The sequence below is a fragment of the Actinomadura roseirufa genome (genome assembly GCF_900659635.1).
In the GTDB taxonomy this organism is placed as follows: domain Bacteria; phylum Actinomycetota; class Actinomycetes; order Streptosporangiales; family Streptosporangiaceae; genus Spirillospora; species Spirillospora roseirufa.
This window is the reverse complement of the sequence record NZ_CAACVB010000044.1, coordinates 25,994-41,780: the sequence shown is the minus strand read 5'-3', so window position 1 is coordinate 41,780 and position 15,787 is coordinate 25,994. Positions and strand designations below refer to the sequence as shown.

Sequence of the window (15,787 nt, the reverse complement as noted above, 5' to 3'; positions counted from 1 at the left end):
GACCGCGTCGGGCTCGGCGGGCACGCGGGACTGCCCCTGGCCGGCGCCCCGGCCGAGGTCGTCCTGCTGGGCGACCTGGCCCGCGCCCTGGCCGCCGACCCCGCCGTGCTGCTCCTGGACGAGCCGTGGGCCGGCCTCCCGGTGCGCCACGGGCGCGCCCTGGAGGTGCTGCTGCGCGACCTGGCCGCCGACGGGCTGGCGGTGCTCGTCGTCGAGAACCGCCTGGAGCCGGTCCTCGGGGTCTGCGACGAGCTGCACGTGCTGGACGCCGGGAGGGTGATCGCCTCGGGGCCGCCCGCCGAGGTCCGCGCGGACCGCCGCATCCGGCCCTTCGTTCGATAGTCGGACCCGGCCGGCGGAAGGATAATGGGAACGAGCCGCTGACCAGCATCCGGAGGAACCAGCCATGGGCACCGCAGGCCGCTCCGTGCGCGAGTCCCTGCTCGACGCCGCCGCGGACCTCCTCGTGGAGCGCGGCTACCGGGGCGTGCGGATGCGGGACGTCGCCGACGCGGCCGGGGTGAGCCGGCAGACCGTCTACAACGAGTTCGGTGGCAAGTGGGGCCTCGCGCGCGCCGTGGTGATCCGCGACAACGACCGCTACCTCGACGGCATCGACCGCGTGCTGTCCGAGCACGACGACCTCTACTCGGCCGTCACCGCGGCGGTGCTGTACACGCTGGAGATGTCGGCGGACGACCCGCTGACGAAGGCGGTGCTGACCGGGGCGGGCGGCGACGAGCTCCTGCCGCTGCTCACCACCCGGGCCGAGCCGGTGCTGTTCACGGCCAGCGCCCGGCTCGCCGAGCACGCCCTGGCGCGGTGGCCGCATCTCGGCCGGGACGCGATCGTCGAGATCACCGACGCGGCCGTGCGGCTCACGATGAGCCACATCATGCTGCCGTCCGCGCCGCCCGCGCGGGTCGCCCACGTCATCGCGCGGATGGTGACGAGCTACACCGGCGCCCCCGAGCCGGGGGCCCGGGAGAAACCGGTGGCGGCGGCCGACGGCCGGCTGTAACGTCGGGACGACCTCGCGGCTGCTGAACCCGAGGACTCCGCGGGCGCCACGCCCGCCGCGCCGCCGCGCCCGCGCGGGCGGCCCCACTCCCCTGCGCGCCCTCCGCGCATCCGGCAGCCCCGAAGGATCCCCCATGTCCACGCGTCAGGACCACCGGCTCGTCCGCACGAGCGAGCACTGGCTCAGCCTCCCCAACCCGCACGGCGTCCCCGTGGAGATCTGCGCCGCCCCGGACGTCCCGCTCGAACCGGCCGCCGTCGGCGAGGCGCTGGCCGTCCTGGAGACCGCCGAGACGCTCGGGCGTCTCGCCGAGGCGACGCCGGGCTACGACGGCCCCGTCCCCCGCATCGTCCGCGCCGCCCTCACCCCCGACTTCCACAAGGGCGCCGGCATCCCGATCGGCACGGTCCTGGAGACCGAGCACGCGCTGCTCCCGCAGGCGGTCGGCAACGACGTCAACTGCGGGATGCGGCTGGAGGTCACCACGCTGCGCGCCGACCGCGTCCGGCCGCGGCTGGACGCGCTGGAGCGGCGGCTGCGGCACCTGTTCTTCGAGGGCGGGCGGCGGATCGCGCTCACCCCGGCCCAGCGCGAGGGCCTGCTGCGGGACGGGCTGCCCGGCCTGCTCCTGGCGGGCCCCGCCCGCTGGCGCGGCCTGTCCGCCGAGGACGCCGAGGACTCCCTGGACCGCGTGCACGCGCCGGGCCACCCGGTGACGACGGCGCGGGACTTCGCCGGCTGGATCGGCGGCGCGGGGGGCTCCGGCCACGACAGCGTCATCGGCGGGATCGGCGGCGGCAACCACTTCGCCGAACTGCAGTACGTCTCCGAGGTGCACGACGGGCCCGCCGCCCACGCGTGGGGCCTCACCCCGGGCACCGTCGTGCTAATGGTCCACAGCGGCTCCCTGTCCCTCGGCCACCAGGCCAACGCGACCGCGCTCGACCGGCTCCGGGCCGGCTGGCCTGCCGGGCTGGCCCGCCCGCGCAACGGCATCCTGCCGTTCCTGCTGGACGAACGCTCGGCACCGGCCCGGCGCCGCTACCTCGACGCGTTCGGCAACGCCGCCAACTTCGCCGTCGGCAACCGGTTCTTCCTGGCGCTGACCATGCGCGCGGGCCTCGCGGCCGAATGCGGAGAGATGGCGTCCCGGCTGCTGTACGACGCGCCCCACAACCTCTTCTGGCAGGACGGGGATCGCGTGGTGCACCGCAAGGGCGCGACCCCGGCGGGCGGTCACGCGGCGATGGCGGGCGGCCCGTACGCCCTGTGGGGCGAACCCGTCATCGTCCCGGGCTCCATGGGCGCGTCGAGCTTCGTCCTGCGCGGGCACGGCGACCCGCGCACCCTGGCCAGCGCCTGCCACGGCGCCGGGCGCCGCGTCCCACGCGGCGCGGCCGCCCGCGGCGACGACGCCGAACTGGAGGCGTTCCTGCGCGAGTTCCGCGTCGTCACACCGCTGGACCACCGGAACCCGGTGGTGGCGCGCCGCTCCGACGTCATGGCCGCGTGGCGGCGCGACCTCAAGCAGGAGGCGCCGTGGGCGTACAAGGACATCGGCCCCGTGGTGTCCAGCCTGCGCGGCGGCGGCGTCGCCGCCCCTGTCGCCGAACTGCGCCCCTTGCTGACCGTCAAGGGTTGATCTGGACGCATCCGCCAAAACCGTGTGTGCCCGCCCGGTCACCCAGTAGCTTTGATCGTGCACGGCCTGTCGGCGTCCGGGCGGAGGGAGAGACCGTGCGATCAGGTGCGGAGGTGGCCGGACGCTACCGGCTCGTCAGGGGACCCATCCGCGGCGGGATGGGCGAGGTCTGGCTCGCCGAGGACATGCTGCTCCCCCGGCAGGTCATCCTCAAACGCGCCCTGAACAGCGACGACGACGACGCCTTCGGCCATCTGCGCGCCGAGGCCCGCGCCCTGGCCCGCTTCAGCCACCCCCACGTGGTCACGTTGTTCGACGCCATCCGCGTGCGGGTCCGGGGGCGCGCGACGTCCTGGCTCGTCCTGGAGTACGTGCCGGGCGGGAGCCTCGCCGGCCGCCCCCCGGTCGGTCCGGAGGAGGCGGCCCGGGTGGGCGCGCAGATCGCCGACGCGCTCGCGGCGCTGCACGCCGAGGGCATCGTCCACTGCGACGTCAAGCCCGGCAACATCGTCATCAAGGCGGACGGCACGGCCAAGCTCACCGACTTCGGCGCCGCCTACCGGACCGGCGCCCGGCAGACGCTCACGCCGAACGCCGCCGTCTCCCACACCCCCGGCTACGCCGCGCCCGAGGTCGTCCAGGGGCGGCCCGAGCCCGCGTCGGACGTGTACTCGCTCGGCGCCACCCTGCACGCGCTGATCACCGGTGCGCCGCCGGGCGCCGCCGGCGCCGCCACGTCCCCCGACGCGGCGTCCTTACGCGAGGTCCTGCACCGGATGCTCCGCGAGGACCCGGCGGAACGGCCCTCCCCCGCCGAGGCGCGGGAGGCGCTCGGCGCCATGGCCGGGGCCGCACCGCCCCCCATCCCCTACGCCACGACAGAGGACCCCGGCGGCCCTCCCTTCCCCGGAGGGCCCGGCGAGCCCGGCGGGCGGGCGTGGTGGGCGAAGGGCCCGCGCTACGCCCGCCGCCATCCGTGGCTCGTGACCGCGGTGGGCGCCGCGGCGGCGATCGCGCTGACGCTCGCGCTCACCTCGCCGCTCTCCGACGAGGCCGGCCCGGCGCCCCGGCCGAAGAGGCCGTCCTCCCTTCTCGGCGACCCGCGCGAGGCGGAGCCCTGCGCCCTGGTCACGCCCTCGGCGTTCGGGCGGTTCGGCGAGACCGAGCTCGACCGGCACTACGGCAACTTCGACCGGTGCGACGTGGTCGTGCGGTCCGGCGCGAACAGCGTCGTGGACGTGAAGGTCGAGTTCGACGCCTGGTCGCCTCCCGAGACCGCCGGGGCGGCGCGGACGGTGGGCGGGTTCCGCGTCGTGGCGGAGCCCGCCGAGGACGACGAGTGCGACCGGACGGTCCTGCTGCCCGCCCCCGACGGCGGCACCAAGATCAACATCGCCGCGCACCAGGAGGAGAAGGGCCCCGCGCCGCTCTGTGCCATCGCCGACGTCGCGACGGCGGGCGTGACCGCCGTCCTGCGCCGCGGCCCGATCGCCCGCCGCTCCCCGCCGCTGCCGGCGGCCTCGCTGGCGAAACGGGACGCCTGCGCGCTGCTCGGCCCCCGCGCGCTCGACCGGGTACCCGGCATCGACGCCGGCGACCCCGACGTCCAGTTCGCCCGCTGGTCGTGCAAGTGGCACAGCACGACTCGCAAACTGCAGGTGAAGCTGCGCTTCGACCAGGGGCAGCCCCTCGGCTCGAGGGACGGCCGGCCCACCCGGCTGGGCGGCTACCGCGCGTTCGTCGAGCCGGGAGGGGACGGCGACGGGTCGTGCCTCGTCCGCGTCGTCTACCGCACCTTCACCGCCGACGAGGACCAGAAGATCGTCGAGGTGGTCCACCTCGTCGTCGAGGGGGACGACCCCGTCGGCCGCATGTGCTCGCTCGGCACCGATCTGGCCGGGGAGGCCGCCGCCGCCCTCGCCCAGAGCTGACGCCGGCGCCGCCTCAGCCGGTGGAGGCCGGCTCCTCCAGCAGCCGCAGGTCCTCCGCCGACAGCGTCGCGGTGAGCAGCAGCTCGGTGACGAGGTTGTGATTGAGCGTGTTGCCGATCGGCGGCGGGATGTCCTCCTCCAGGAGGCCGTCGACCTTGCGGCTGAGCCGCCTGCGCACCTCGGTGACGATCCGCGCGGCCCTCTTGGCGTTCCACTTCTGCCCCGGGCGCAGCCGGCTCAGCTCGTCGGCGACCTGGGCCCAGGTCAGCGGCTGCGGCCAGGGGTCCTGCCGCAGGTAGCGCTGCCCGAGGCACACCAGCACGAGCCGCTCGTCCTCGCCGAGCCTCCAGCCGTCGGGGTTGTGGGTGGGCGCCTCGTGCCGGTCCCGCGCCCCGGCGCCGGCCCCGGCGGCGATCCGCACCTCGAGCAGGTGCTCCTGCTCGGGCGCGACGATGAACAGCGGCGTGTACGCCACCGGAAGCTCGGCCCGGTGACCGCCCAGCACCAGCCGCTGCCCCGGGAACCGGATGGCCAGCCTGCCCGCGTTGTGCAGCACCCACCGGGAGTGCTCGCGGCTGATGGTGCCGTGCAGGCGGCTCACGTGCGGGTCGTTCGCGCCGACGCACACGTGCACGTCCGGTTCGCAGCGCCCGAACACCAGCGTGAACCCGGCGTCCGGCGCGACGCACATCCCGCCGTTCGCGCCCATGACGAACAGCGTGCCGGCCGGGGCGGGGGGAAGCCCGGCCGCGAGGCTGCCGGTCTCCTTCGGCAGGATGTCGACCTTGCCCAGGGGGCTCCGCATGGGAGATGCCATGTCCCCTCGTCCTCTCTGCGCGGTCCACTCTGCTCGCCGCTCGGGACCAACGGTAGCCGCGCGCGCCCGGGAGGGGTCCCGTGTCCGGTATGCCCGGACGGTCCCGTCGTTTGCGTCCGCGCATCCCGCCTCGCGAGCGCACGGGACCCGATGGCAGGATCGGATCATGCCGATCGACCAGCACCTTCTGCTCGCGTTCGCGCTGACCACGGTCATCGCGATGATCACCCCCGGCCCGGACATGCTGTTCATCCTCGGCTGCGGGATGCGCGGCGGGCCGCGCGCCGGGCTGCTCGCCACCGCCGGGGTGGCCACCAGCGAGGCCGTCCACGTCGCGGTCGCGGCGGCGGGCCTGGCCGCGCTGTTCGCGGCGGTCCCGGCCGCCTTCACCGCGGTGCGCGTGGTGGGCGCCGCGTACCTCATCTACCTGGGCGTGCGGATGCTCCGCCATCGTCAGGGGGTCGACGCGGAGGTCGCCGCGGAGGGCGGCGGCGGCATGTCCGGGCGCCGGGCCTACCTCAACGGCCTGCTGACCAACCTGCTCAACCCCAAGATGGTCACTTTCACCATCGCGTTCCTCCCCCAGTTCATCGCGCCGTCGCTCGGGCACGTCTGGATCCAGTTCGCGATCCTCGGCACCGTGCTGATCGCGATGGAGTTCGTCGTGGACGGTCTCGTCGGCGTCCTCGCCGGGCGGATCGGCGGATGGCTGCGGCGCCGGGAGGGCGCCCGCCGCCGTATCGACAAGGCGACGGGCGGGATCTTCATCGGCCTCGGCGTCCGGCTGGCCGTCGAACGCTGACCGGCGCCCCCCGGGGGGCCGAGCCCCGGGGAGTCCGGCCCCGGCCGCTCACGGGACGAGCTCGAAGATCGTCGCGTTCGCCTGGCCGCCCCCTTCGCACATCGTCTGGAGCCCGTAGCGGATTCCGTTGCCGGCCATGTGGTGGATCAGCGTCGTGGCGATGCGGGCGCCGGATCCGCCGAGCGGGTGGCCGAGCGCGATGGCGCCGCCGACCGGGTTGAGCGCCGGTTCGGGAACGCCGTACTCGGCCTGCCAGGCGAGCGGCACCGAGGCGAACGCCTCGTTCACCTCGAATGCCCCGATGTCGCCGAGGCCGAGGCCGGACTTCGCCAGTGCCTTCGCCGTCGCCGGGATCGGCCCCGTCAGCATGATGTTCGGCTCGCTGCCCACCACGACCGCCGTGTGAATCCGGGCGAGGGGCCTCCATCCGCGCGCGCTCGCGACCTCCGAGGTGGTGATCAGCAGGGCGGCGGCCCCGTCGCTGATCTGGGAGCTGTTGCCGGCGCTGATGACGCCGCCCTCGAGGAAGGGGGTCCGCAGCCGGGCCAGCGCCTCGACCGAGCAGTCCGGGCGCACTCCCTCGTCGGCGCGGACGACTCCGCCGGGGGTCCCGATGCCCACGATCTGCGCGTCGAAGGCCCCCGCGGCGATCGCCTCCGCGGCCCGCCGGTGAGAGCGCTCGGCGTAGGCGTCGAGCCGGCCGCGGTCCAAGGACCACTCGCGGGCGATCCGCTCGGCTCCGAGCCCCTGGTTCGGATGACCGTCCCCGTAGCGCTTCGCGTACAGCTCCCCGAGCGGGGACCGGTCGCCGGCGGCCGATCCCATGGGGACCCGGGACATCGACTCGACGCCGCCGGCCACGACGACGTCGTAGTGCCCGGCGACGACGCCGGCGGCGGCGAAGTGGACGGCCTGCTGAGACGAGCCGCACTGACGGTCGACCGTGGTGCCGGGGACCGACTCCGGCCAGCCCGCGGACAGCACCGCCGTCCGCGCGATGTCGAAGGTCTGTTCACCGGCCTGGCTGACACAGCCCCAGATCACGTCGTCCACGACCGCCGGGTCCAGCGACGCGCGGTCCGCGAGGGCCGACAGCACTCGCGCGGACAGGTCGGCGGGATGGACGCCCGAGAGCGCTCCCGCCCGCTTGCCGATGGGGGACCTGACGGCCGCCACGACGACAGCGTCTCGCATGGTCTCTCCTTGTACTCGTCGTGCTTTGGTTTGCCGGGAACGTTCGGGTGGACGGCGCGGCGCCGCGGCGCGCCGGCACGGGTGCGGCGCCGCGCCACCGGTTCGGGTCCGGATCAGTCCTGACGGAACGGGAAGGCCCACGGGCGCAGCGGCGATCCGGTGGCGCCGCGCAGGCGCAGGCACGCCGCGAAGAATCCGAACTCGTGCACCCCGGCCGCGGCGAGCTCCTCCAGGTCGAGCACCTCGATCAGGGGGGCGCCCGCCTCGGCGAGGAGATAGGTGTGCACCGGCGTGTAGTTGTCGGGGTCGTCCGACGGCCCCTGCTCGACGCACATGGTGTCGGACCCGATGATCATCGCGCCCCGCTCGACGAGGTGCACCGCCGCGGCGCGGTTCAGCCCCGGCGGGTTGTCGCCCCACTCGGTGGCGTCCGGCCACGCCTTCATCCTGCCCGTCCGGACGAGCACGACGTCACCGAGCCGGACCTCGACGCCCTGCGCGGCCAGGCACTCGTCGACGTCCTCGGGGGTGATCCCGTACCGGTCGGGGAGCATGTCCACACCGCGCAGGCGGGGGAAGTCGAGCAGGACGCCCCGGGCCACGATCGGCGGCATCTTGTCGGCGCCCGAGACCCGCCAGTGCCGGGTCCCCAGGTGCTCCCGCTCGGTGAAGTTGTTGTAGATGCGCCCGTTGTAGCCGTAGTGGTTGAGCGTGTCGATGTGGGTACCGGTGTGCGTGTACATCGACATCGCGTCACCGGAGTAGCCGATGTACTCGGTCATCTCCCGCGTGACGCCCGGGAGCTCGTCGTTGACGGTGCCGTGCGGCGTGTGCGTCATCCAGATCTGGTAGGCGGGGTCGCCGACGAGCTGCCACGACGGCATCCCGATGAAGTAGTCCACGGACAGGTCGAACATCTGGGTGGCGTCGATGCGGCTGATGACGGCGGCGCGGGACTCCGGGCTCATCAGGTTGAGCCGGCCGATCTCGTCCTCGGGCCCGTAGGGGCTCGTCGCCACCTGCCGGTTGGCCCCGGATGCTGGGTTGTCGGACATGTGGTCTCCTTTTCCTCGGGTACGACCATGCGGATGCGCGTCGGTCGCGCCGTCGGCGTGGGGTGGTGGGTTGTTCTGTTGGGGACGGGTCACTCCCCCGGCTGTGCCGGGGCCGCCAGATGGAAGTCGGTCAGCCGCTGGTAGGCGTCGGCCACGCGAAGGACGGTGGTCTCGTCGAACGGCCGTCCGATGATCTGCATGGAGACGGGCATGCCGGCTCCGTCGAAGCCGACCGGCACGGCGCACGCGGGGAACCCGGCCAGGTTCCACTGCGCGGTGAACGACGCGCTGGACCAGCGGTCCATCATCGTGGGATCGGTCTCCTGGAGGAGCCGCGCGCCCGTCGGCATGGTCGGCGTGATCAGCACGTCGAGGCCGCGCATCGCCTCCGACACCTCGCGGGCGAACACCTTCCCGATCTCTCGCGCCTGGATGTAGTCCGCCGCGCCGTACAGCCCTCCTCGCGCGAGCAGTCCACGGACGAAGCGCCCGTAGTCGTCCCAGTGCTCCGCGAGATCGTCCCGGTGACGGGTGAACGCCTCGCACAGCAGCACGATGTGGGCCCCGACCCTCGCCAGGTCGGCGTGGGGCAGGCTCACCTCCGCCACCTCGGCGCCCGCGTCCCGCAGCACCTCGATGGCCTCGGTCACCCGCGTCCTGACCGGATCGGCGACGTTGCCGGTCTCGAAGAAGTAGCGCTTCGGCCAGCCGATCCGCAGGTCCCGCACGGAGCCGTCCAGCGCGCCGAGATCCCGCGGGACGGGCCGCCAGCCGGAGCCGGCGTCCCCCGGATCGTGGCCGGCGATCACCTGGAGCATCAGGGCGCAGTCCCAGGCGGAGCGGGCGACGGGGCCGACGGTGTCCAGCGTCGGCGACAGCGGCACCGCCCCCGTGACCGGGACGCGACCGCGGCTCACCTTGAGGCCGGTCACGCCGTTGAGCGCGCAGGGATGCCTGATCGAGCCGGCGGTGTCGGTGCCCAGCCCGCCCAGGGCCATGCCGGACGCGACCGCGATGGCCGCGCCGGAGCTCGACCCCCCGGCGTAGCGCTCGGCGTCCCACGCGTTGCGCGGCATGGGGAAGCCCGAGGCGGGGTCGTTCAGCCCGAGGGCGAACTCGTTCGTCGTCGTCTTGCCGACGATGATCGCGCCCGCCTCGCGCAGCCGCGCCACGGCGGTCGCGTCGCGCTCGCCCCGCCACCACCGGGGCGCGACCAGGCTGTTCGCCCGGGTGGGCCCCTCGGCCGTGGCGATGACGTCCTTGACCGCCAGCGGGATTCCGTGCAGCGGCCCCCGGTCCCGCCCGGCGGCCAGGTCGCGGTCCGCGCGCTCCGCCGCCTCCAGGGCGGCGGAGCGGAACGTTCCGACGTAGGCCCCGAGCGTCGCGTCGAGACGTTCGACGCGCGCGAGGACGTCGCCGGTGAGCTCGACCGCCGACGTCGTCCCCTCGCGGAGCGCGGACGCGGCGTCCCGGATCGTCCGGGCGGCGGCCCGGGGACGGGCGGGCCCGGCCGCGCCGCCCGCCTTGAACGCCGACGGCGTCGAGGTGTCGCGCGCGATGCCGTCGGTGACGGCCCGGTGCAGCTCGTCGGCCTGGTGCCGCAGGACCGGGTAGTCGCGCACGACGGAGGCGAGCTCGTCGGCGCTCATCGTCAGCCCGGCCCGGTCGGCCAGGATCCGCACCAGCCGCTCGGCCGGGGTCATCGCGCGCCGCGTCCCCGCCGCCGGGACGGGCGGACGCCCGGGGTCATCGGTCCATCCAGCTCGTGTAGCGGCCCTTGAGCATGTCCCGGCTGATGATCATCCGCTGGGTCTCGGTGGAGCCCTCGCCGATCCGGCGGATCCGCAGCTCGCGGTACCAGCGTTCGAGCGGGAGGTCCTTCGTGACGCCGTACCCGCCGTGGATCTGGATGGCACGGTCCACCACCCGGCCGGCCGCCTCGGTGGCGACGATCTTGGCGATCGCCACCTCGGTGCGGAACGGCCGGCCGCTGTCGGCGCGTTCGGCGGCGTCCAGCGTGACGGCCGCCGCGCTGCGCAGATCGATCTCGCTGTCGACGAGCATCCACTGGATGCCCTCGTGGTCGGCGAGCTTGGAGCCGAAGACCGACCGGGTTCCGGCGTACTCGACGGCCATGCGGTGCGCCATCATCGCCACTCCGAGACACCCGGCGGCGTAGGGGATGCGGTTCCTGGTCAGCCGCTCGTTGGCCATCGCGAAGCCCTGGCCGACCTCGCCGAGGACCGCCTCGGCCGGCACGCGGACGTCCTCGAACACCAGCTCGGTCGGGTAGTGCCCCGAGCGCAGGGTGTGGATCACGCGCCGCACGGTGAGCCCGGGGGCGTCGGCGTCCACGATGAAGCAGGTGATGCCGCCGCGCCCCGACTCCTGGTCGCCGGTGCGGGCGAAGACCAGCCCGAAGTCGGCCGAGTCGGCGCCGCTGATGAACGTCTTGTTGCCGTTGATGATCCAGTCCGAGCCGTCCCGCTTGGCGCGGGTCTGGATCGACCGGGCCGGGTCGCTTCCCCCGGACGGTTCGGTGAGCCCGAAGAAGGACTTCTTCTCACCCCGCAGGATCGGGAAGAGGTAGCGCTTCTTCTGCTCGTCGGTCGCCTCGTACAACTGGGCCATGTCGGGCTGGCCGAAGGCCGCGTAACACGGCGAGTACAGACCGGCGCGATGCTGGGACATCTCCATGGCCAGCAGCGTTCGCGTCACGGTGTCCGCGCCGACACCGCCCAGTTCCTCCGGGACGTCAAGATTGTAAAGCCCCATCTGCTTCGTCTTCGCGACGAGGCCGGCCAGAACGTCCGGGCTCAGCTCGCTCTCGTCGGGATCGAGCTCGAACTCCAGCGGAATGATCTCGTTGCGGACGAAACGCCGGACGTTCTCGATCAGAGTTCGCTGTGTCTCGGTGATGGCGAAACCCATGGTCGCTCCTCCAGTTCTAGTTCGATCGAATGTGTCCGGTGGGCACGTCACGGCCCACCAGGTTCCGGGGAACCGCACCGGAGTCGTTGACGAAGACCTGCACGAGCTCCCGATAACGGGAGAGGTAGGCGTTGGTCCGCTCGTAGCGGAACGACAGGCCCCGCTGCTCGGCGAGCCATTCCCCGAGCGCCCCTCGAAGGCCGAACAGGCTGTTGCCGCCGGCGTAGTCGATGGCGATGACGCCGCTCTCGTCGGCGACCTCGAAGACGCCGACCGAACCCGGCACCAGCGCGAGGGTCTCGGCCGTGAGCGGAGTCCAGGGCTTGGTCATGGAGACGCTCATCGGGTTCCCACCGCCTCGCGAGAGTGATCGGCGACGGCGTGGCCGTCCGGTAGCAGTTCCCGCGGAATCTCCACGAATCGAGAACGCACGTATTCCCCCAGTCCCTTGGCCTGCGGATCGGGACGCGTCGTCGCGGCGACCCCCTCGCCGAGCAGGCCGCGCACGACGAAGTTGACGGCCCGCATGTTGGGCAGTTCGTACCGCTCGACGTCCAGGTCGGCGGCCTCGGTGAGCAGGGCGCGCAGGCGGTCCTCGTCGAGGTGGTCGCGCAGCCACGCGTACGCCTCGTCCGTGCGCGCCCAGAGACCGATGTTGGCGTCGCCGCCCTTGTCTCCGGAACGCGCGCCGGCCACCCGGCCCAGCGGCGCGAGGACGGTGTCGCCGTCCATCGTCCGCGGCGCGCGCGGCGCGGCGTCGCCCTGGCGCGTTTCGTGGCTCTCGGTGGGCGGGCGGGGCACCCGCAGCCGCCGCCCGTCCTGGAAGACGACCTCGGGGCTGAGGACGTCGACGGGCACGAGCGCCGGCCAGTAGACCCCGTAGGCGCTCGCCGACCGTTCGGCCCGTTCGAGGTAGAGGCCGGGGTAGCCGGCGAGGCCCGACTCCGCGACGGTGTTGAAGAAGCGGCGTCCCACCTTGCGCTCGTCGGGGTCCTTCACGGTGATCCGGAGGCGGGCCTCGGCCTGGGCGTTGTCCGGCGCGTCCGGGGCGTCGGTGCGAAGCAGCCGGACGTCGGTCTCCGCGAACGCGTCCGGCCCACCGGGCCGGTCGAGGCCGAGAGTGCGGACGGCGTGGGCGGCCTTGGCCTCGATGTCCAGCCCGGTGAGGACGAACGTGGCGCTGTTGCGGTAGCCGCCCTGGTAGTTGAGGCAGACCTTGGCGGTGTCGGGCGCGGGAAGCCCGCGGACGCCGGTGACCCGCACGCGGTCGGCGCCGTCGTCGGACAGCTCGATGGTGTCGAACCGGGCGACGACGTCCGGGTTGAGGTACTCCGGCGCGCCGATCTCGTAGAGGATCTGCGCGGTGACCGTCTCGGTGGTCACCGCGCCGCCGGTGCCGGGGTGCTTGGTGACCACGAACGAGCCGTCCGCGGCGATCTCGGCGATCGGGTAGCCCGGCCGCCCGCGGTCCGGCAGCTCGGTGAAGAAGGAGAAGTTGCCGCCGGTGGCCTGGGGACCGCATTCGAGGACGTGCCCGGCGACGACGGCGGCGGCCAGCCGGTCCCAGTCGTCGAGCCGCCAGTCGAACGCCCACGCCGCGGGCCCGACCACCAGGGAGGCGTCGGTCACCCGGGGGCAGACCACGATGTCGGCGCCGCCGCGCAGCGCCTCGGTGATCCCCCATCCGCCCAGGTAGGCGTTGGCGGTCACGGGCTCGACGCCCGCATCGGCGAGGTTCTTCCCGGAGCCGAGGTGCGCCAGGGGATGCCCCTGCCGCCGCAGCTCGGGGATGCGCTCCAGGAGGTCGTCGCCTTCGACGTGGGCGATGCTCGGGTGGAGTCCGAGCCGCTCGGCCAGCCGTCCGAGCTCGATCGCGAGCCCGCCGGGATTGAGCCCCCCGGCGTTGGTGACGACCTTGATGCCGCGATCCAGGCAGGTGCCGAGCACCTGTTCCATCTGCGCCAGGAACGTCGTCGCGTAGCCGCCGTCCGGGTCGCGCCGCCGGGTCTTCCACAGGATCAGCATGGTCAGCTCGGCGAGGTAGTCGCCGGTCAGGACGTCCAGCGGACCGCCCTCGACCATCTCACGGGCCGCGGCGAAACGGTCTCCGTAGTATCCCGAGCAGTTTCCGACCCGGAGGATGTCGCGTGTCGCCGACATTTTCCCCTCTTTCCTCTCACTCGTGTTCACAGCGGCAATGCGACCGAGGCCGTCGCGATGGCGCACACCGTGGCGTCGGACTCCCGGGTCTCGGTGACGCTGAGGTGGACCAGACCGTGGGTTCCGTCGACCTGCTCGACACCGGTGACCTCACCGGCGCAGACGAGAACGTCACCGGGAACCGCGAAGCGCCGGACCGACACCTCCAGCCTGGCCAGCCGTCCGCTCGCCCCCGCCCATTCCGTGCACAACGTCACCAGGAAGGCGCCGTGCAGATGAGATTGGACGAGGACGTCCGGATAGCCCTCGTGCGCGGCGTAGTCGGGGTCGAAGTGGATGCGATGGCTGTTCCACGTCACCGCGCTGTACCTGAACAGCTGCAGCCTGGTCGGAACATGGCGCATCTCGGGCAGCCGGTCGCCGACGCCGACGGAGCCGAATCGGAGATCCCGGCTGGTCGTAGTGCTCGATTCGCTCATCGGAGCAGAACCTTCCGTGTCGAGGTCACCAAGGGGAGTCCGTCGTCGTTGACGAATTCGTGCCGGTAGCGGACGACGATGAACGGCCCCTTGCGCCCTTGCACGAGCTCGGCGTCGATCATCGTCGTCCGCTCCACGACGGCCGTGCCGGCCGTGATGGGGTTGTGGAACTCCATGTCCTCGCCCCCGCCCATCACCCGTACGCCGCTGGTGGGCAGGCCCTCCAGCTGAAGCGCCTTCGGCGTGCCGTCGGCACGGAGGTCGGCGGCGGCGGGGCCCTCGTCCCAGGAGCTGACCGCCGTGACCAGGTTGGGCGGCGCCACGATGTCCGCGTGCCCGCGGGCGCGGGCGAACTCGGAGTCGTAGTACAGGGGGTTCGACTCGCCGATGGCGCGGGCGTAGCGCCGGATCGTCAGCGCGGTGATCTCCCCGAGGGAGTGGGTGCGCTCCGAGCCGATCCCGGTCCGGATCGAGTCGAGCAGCGTCTCGTCAACTGGCATGGGTTCTCCTAGACAACGTTCTCGTCGCGCAGCCGCCGGACTTCGGCGGCGTCCAGCCCGAGCCGCCGCCGGAGCACGTCCTCGGTGTGCTCGCCGAGGGCGGGGGCCGGCTCGGCGGGGCGCGGCGCCGAGTCCGTGAGGCGCAGCGGGCTGCCGAAGACGTACGAGGGCCGGCCGTCGGGGGCGCGAACGGGCCGGATCATGCCGTCGTCCCCGACGAGGGGCCCGGACATGACGTCGGACAGGCCGAGCACCGCCGCGCAGGGCACTCCCGCCGACTGCAGCCGCTCGGCCACGTCGTCGCGGGTGAGCTCCGCGGTCCACTTCGCGACGATCTCGTCGAGCCCGTCCATCTGCGCCACCCGGGCGGGCGGCGAAGCGAACGCGGGGTCCTCGGCGAGATCCGCGCGGTCCATCAGCCCGCACAGCGCCTGCCAGTGCCCGTCGGTCATGCACAGGATCGCCACCCAGCCGTCGGCCGCCGGGTAGACGTTGTACGGGCAGACCGCCAGTCCCCCGTGCCTGTTGCCGGTCCGCTCCGGGAGCGTCCCGCCGCTGTCGAGGTAACCGGCGATGCTGGAGGTCAGCGACGGGAGGACGGCGTCCTGCATCGCGACCTCGACGTGCTGGCCCCGTCCGGTGACCGTGCGCTGGTAGAGCGCCGCGGCGATGGCCCCCATCATGTGCGTGCCGCCGAAGAAGTCGGCGACCGCGGGTCCCGCCTTGGTCGGCGGCTGGTCGGGCCAGCCGGTCGCCGCCATCACCCCGGTCACGGCCTGGATGGTCAGGTCCATGGCCCGCTGCTCGGCCTGGGGGGTGCCGGCGCCGTATCCGCGTCCGGACGCGAGGATGATCCGCTCGTTGGCCTCCGCCAGGACGTCGTAGCCGAGGGCCAGCCGCCGCAGGGTGCCGGGGGCGAAGTTCTCCACGACCACGTCCGCCTGCGCGACCAGGCGCAGGAACAGCTCGCGCCCGCGGGGATTCTTCAGGTCCAGCCGCAGGCTCTTCTTCCCGCCGTTGAGCAGGTCGAACGCGGCCGTCTGCTGCTCACCGACGACGCGCCACCGCACGGGTTCGCCGCGGAACGGCTCGATCTTGATGACCTCCGCGCCGAGCTGCGCCAGCAGCGCGGTGCAGTAGGGACCGTAGTACACCTGACTGAGGTCGAGGACGACGATGCCATCGAGGGCCCGCGGTTGTGTCACGGCAGATCCTTTCTTCCGGAGGGGGACGGTGCCATGCGGCCGAACAGCTC

Annotated in this window: 15 protein-coding genes; 5 read left to right on the top strand and 10 right to left on the bottom strand. The window is 73.4% G+C overall.

The annotated features are described in order from the left end of the window. From E1291_RS12735 to E1291_RS12720, 4 genes are all read left to right on the top strand, one after another. The coding region (locus E1291_RS12735; RefSeq protein ID WP_503108238.1) for a P-loop NTPase family protein at nucleotides 1-342 on the top strand (342 nt) is incomplete at its 5' end. 64 nt (nucleotides 343-406) lie between these two features. Then, nucleotides 407-1,021: a TetR/AcrR family transcriptional regulator gene (locus tag E1291_RS12730; RefSeq protein ID WP_131737978.1), complete on the top strand. Its 615-nt coding sequence runs from the start codon at nucleotides 407-409 to the stop codon at nucleotides 1,019-1,021. 133 nt (nucleotides 1,022-1,154) lie between these two features. Beyond that, nucleotides 1,155-2,663: an RtcB family protein gene (locus E1291_RS12725; RefSeq protein ID WP_131737977.1), complete on the top strand. Its 1,509-nt coding sequence runs from the start codon at nucleotides 1,155-1,157 to the stop codon at nucleotides 2,661-2,663. 95 nt (nucleotides 2,664-2,758) lie between these two features. After that, nucleotides 2,759-4,594 carry a serine/threonine-protein kinase gene (locus E1291_RS12720; protein WP_131737976.1) on the top strand — a complete coding sequence of 612 codons (1,836 nt, stop codon included), beginning with the start codon at nucleotides 2,759-2,761 and terminating at the stop codon, nucleotides 4,592-4,594. Between the two features lie 13 nt (nucleotides 4,595-4,607). Here the strand turns inward: E1291_RS12720 and E1291_RS12715 are convergent, their stop codons facing one another. Beyond that, nucleotides 4,608-5,411 carry an FHA domain-containing protein gene (locus tag E1291_RS12715; protein ID WP_207400705.1) on the bottom strand — a complete coding sequence of 268 codons (804 nt, stop codon included), beginning with the start codon at nucleotides 5,409-5,411 and terminating at the stop codon, nucleotides 4,608-4,610. A gap of 166 nt (nucleotides 5,412-5,577) precedes the next feature. On the opposite strand from E1291_RS12715, the gene E1291_RS12710 reads away from it, so the two are divergent. Beyond that, nucleotides 5,578-6,213, top strand: a complete 636-nt coding sequence (locus E1291_RS12710; RefSeq protein ID WP_131737975.1) for a LysE family translocator — start codon at nucleotides 5,578-5,580, stop codon at nucleotides 6,211-6,213. A 48-nt stretch (nucleotides 6,214-6,261) separates the two neighbouring features. On the opposite strand, the gene E1291_RS12705 is transcribed toward E1291_RS12710, so the two are convergent. The 9 genes from E1291_RS12705 to E1291_RS12665 all read right to left on the bottom strand — a co-directional run bounded on the left by E1291_RS12705 (nucleotide 6,262) and on the right by E1291_RS12665 (nucleotide 15,737). Then, nucleotides 6,262-7,407, bottom strand: a complete 1,146-nt coding sequence (locus E1291_RS12705; RefSeq protein ID WP_131737974.1) for a thiolase family protein — start codon at nucleotides 7,405-7,407, stop codon at nucleotides 6,262-6,264. A gap of 113 nt (nucleotides 7,408-7,520) precedes the next feature. Next, nucleotides 7,521-8,462 (bottom strand): cyclase family protein, encoded by a 942-nt coding sequence (locus tag E1291_RS12700; RefSeq protein ID WP_131737973.1) that lies wholly within the window; start codon nucleotides 8,460-8,462, stop codon nucleotides 7,521-7,523. A gap of 89 nt (nucleotides 8,463-8,551) precedes the next feature. Then, on the bottom strand, nucleotides 8,552-10,165 hold the full coding sequence (locus E1291_RS12695) for an amidase (RefSeq protein ID WP_131737972.1): 1,614 nt from the start codon (nucleotides 10,163-10,165) through the stop codon (nucleotides 8,552-8,554). Between the two features lie 43 nt (nucleotides 10,166-10,208). Further along, complete coding sequence (locus E1291_RS12690) at nucleotides 10,209-11,393, bottom strand: acyl-CoA dehydrogenase family protein (RefSeq protein WP_131737971.1); 1,185 nt, start codon at nucleotides 11,391-11,393, stop codon at nucleotides 10,209-10,211. Between the two features lie 16 nt (nucleotides 11,394-11,409). Beyond that, nucleotides 11,410-11,724, bottom strand: a complete 315-nt coding sequence (locus E1291_RS12685) for a DUF7508 domain-containing protein (protein ID WP_131737970.1) — start codon at nucleotides 11,722-11,724, stop codon at nucleotides 11,410-11,412. An 8-nt stretch (nucleotides 11,725-11,732) separates the two neighbouring features. After that, nucleotides 11,733-13,553: an acyclic terpene utilization AtuA family protein gene (locus E1291_RS12680; RefSeq protein ID WP_131737969.1), complete on the bottom strand. Its 1,821-nt coding sequence runs from the start codon at nucleotides 13,551-13,553 to the stop codon at nucleotides 11,733-11,735. A 26-nt stretch (nucleotides 13,554-13,579) separates the two neighbouring features. Continuing rightward, complete coding sequence (locus E1291_RS12675) at nucleotides 13,580-14,032, bottom strand: MaoC/PaaZ C-terminal domain-containing protein (protein WP_131737968.1); 453 nt, start codon at nucleotides 14,030-14,032, stop codon at nucleotides 13,580-13,582. Continuing rightward, a complete protein-coding gene (locus tag E1291_RS12670) occupies nucleotides 14,029-14,532 on the bottom strand; it encodes an FAS1-like dehydratase domain-containing protein (RefSeq protein ID WP_131737967.1) in 504 nt (167 codons plus the stop codon). The genes E1291_RS12675 and E1291_RS12670 overlap by 4 nt, the downstream gene beginning before the upstream one ends. An 8-nt stretch (nucleotides 14,533-14,540) precedes the next feature. Continuing rightward, nucleotides 14,541-15,737: a CaiB/BaiF CoA transferase family protein gene (locus E1291_RS12665; protein WP_131737966.1), complete on the bottom strand. Its 1,197-nt coding sequence runs from the start codon at nucleotides 15,735-15,737 to the stop codon at nucleotides 14,541-14,543. Between the last annotated feature and the right edge of the window lie 50 nt (nucleotides 15,738-15,787).

Excerpts from the sequence above, each read along its gene's own strand:
- E1291_RS12730 (WP_131737978.1), top strand. The coding sequence starts at position 407 with ATGGGCACCGCAGGCCGCTCCGTGCGCGAGTCCCTGCTCGACGCCGCC.
- E1291_RS12725 (WP_131737977.1), top strand. The coding sequence starts at position 1,155 with ATGTCCACGCGTCAGGACCACCGGCTCGTCCGCACGAGCGAGCACTGG.
- E1291_RS12715 (WP_207400705.1), bottom strand. The coding sequence starts at position 5,411 with ATGGCATCTCCCATGCGGAGCCCCCTGGGCAAGGTCGACATCCTGCCG.
- E1291_RS12710 (WP_131737975.1), top strand. The coding sequence starts at position 5,578 with ATGCCGATCGACCAGCACCTTCTGCTCGCGTTCGCGCTGACCACGGTC.
- E1291_RS12705 (WP_131737974.1), bottom strand. The coding sequence starts at position 7,407 with ATGCGAGACGCTGTCGTCGTGGCGGCCGTCAGGTCCCCCATCGGCAAG.
- E1291_RS12700 (WP_131737973.1), bottom strand. The coding sequence starts at position 8,462 with ATGTCCGACAACCCAGCATCCGGGGCCAACCGGCAGGTGGCGACGAGC.
- E1291_RS12695 (WP_131737972.1), bottom strand. The coding sequence starts at position 10,165 with ATGACCCCGGCCGAGCGGCTGGTGCGGATCCTGGCCGACCGGGCCGGG.
- E1291_RS12690 (WP_131737971.1), bottom strand. The coding sequence starts at position 11,393 with ATGGGTTTCGCCATCACCGAGACACAGCGAACTCTGATCGAGAACGTC.
- E1291_RS12685 (WP_131737970.1), bottom strand. The coding sequence starts at position 11,724 with ATGACCAAGCCCTGGACTCCGCTCACGGCCGAGACCCTCGCGCTGGTG.
- E1291_RS12680 (WP_131737969.1), bottom strand. The coding sequence starts at position 13,553 with ATGTCGGCGACACGCGACATCCTCCGGGTCGGAAACTGCTCGGGATAC.
- E1291_RS12675 (WP_131737968.1), bottom strand. The coding sequence starts at position 14,032 with ATGAGCGAATCGAGCACTACGACCAGCCGGGATCTCCGATTCGGCTCC.
- E1291_RS12670 (WP_131737967.1), bottom strand. The coding sequence starts at position 14,532 with ATGCCAGTTGACGAGACGCTGCTCGACTCGATCCGGACCGGGATCGGC.